General features: G+C 50.6%; 1 protein-coding gene. It reads right to left on the bottom strand.

Going from position 1 to position 623, the window contains the following annotated elements; genetic code table 11:
* Window positions 1-623, bottom strand: a 623-nt coding sequence (locus Q4563_RS15565) for a sulfotransferase family protein (RefSeq protein ID WP_303605104.1), incomplete at both ends; no start/stop codon positions are given.

Below are 623 nucleotides of genomic sequence, written 5' to 3'. Positions count from 1 at the left end.
CATCCCAGATGATTTTGGCATTGGTGCCTTCAGTCAAAGGCCCAAGCTGATTGGCGTAATGTTTCCATTTGGCTTTTGAGGTCTGACAAATCGGTTGCCGTACTTGCCATACACTGGCGGTTTTCACCGGCCGTTCGAGATCACTGTACGCCAGCACTTGTGGCTCCCACGCCACACCAATATATTCCAGCATTCGCCGCGCCTGTCCTTCCGGGTCCTGCAACAGCTGTTCGTATTGCAGCTCCAGAATGCCATCTCCAAACAGCCCATGCCAGTGCTGCATCAGCAGGTTATGGTCTGCCAGTTGCTCGCCAATCCAACGCAGGTCATAGGCGAAGCCCATACCACCGTGCTTGGCCTGGAAATCAATAAAATAGTTGGACAGAGCAATATCACGCGGGTCTCGTCGTACCGAAATAATACGGGCGTTAGGGAAAAGGAATTTGATCAGACCAATATGTTCAAAATTATGTGGCAATTTATCGATCACAAACCGGGCATCCGGCTTGTCAGCCTGAGCCAGATCGAACAGTTCTTGCAAAATACCCTCGGCAATACCATGGCAAACATAAGGCGTCAGATCATCAACACAATCCGGATAGCGCCTGCCAGAACCGATATGA

It is taken from the genome of Gilvimarinus sp. 1_MG-2023 (genome assembly GCF_030548285.1).
This window is presented reverse-complemented; position numbering and strand designations above follow the sequence as displayed.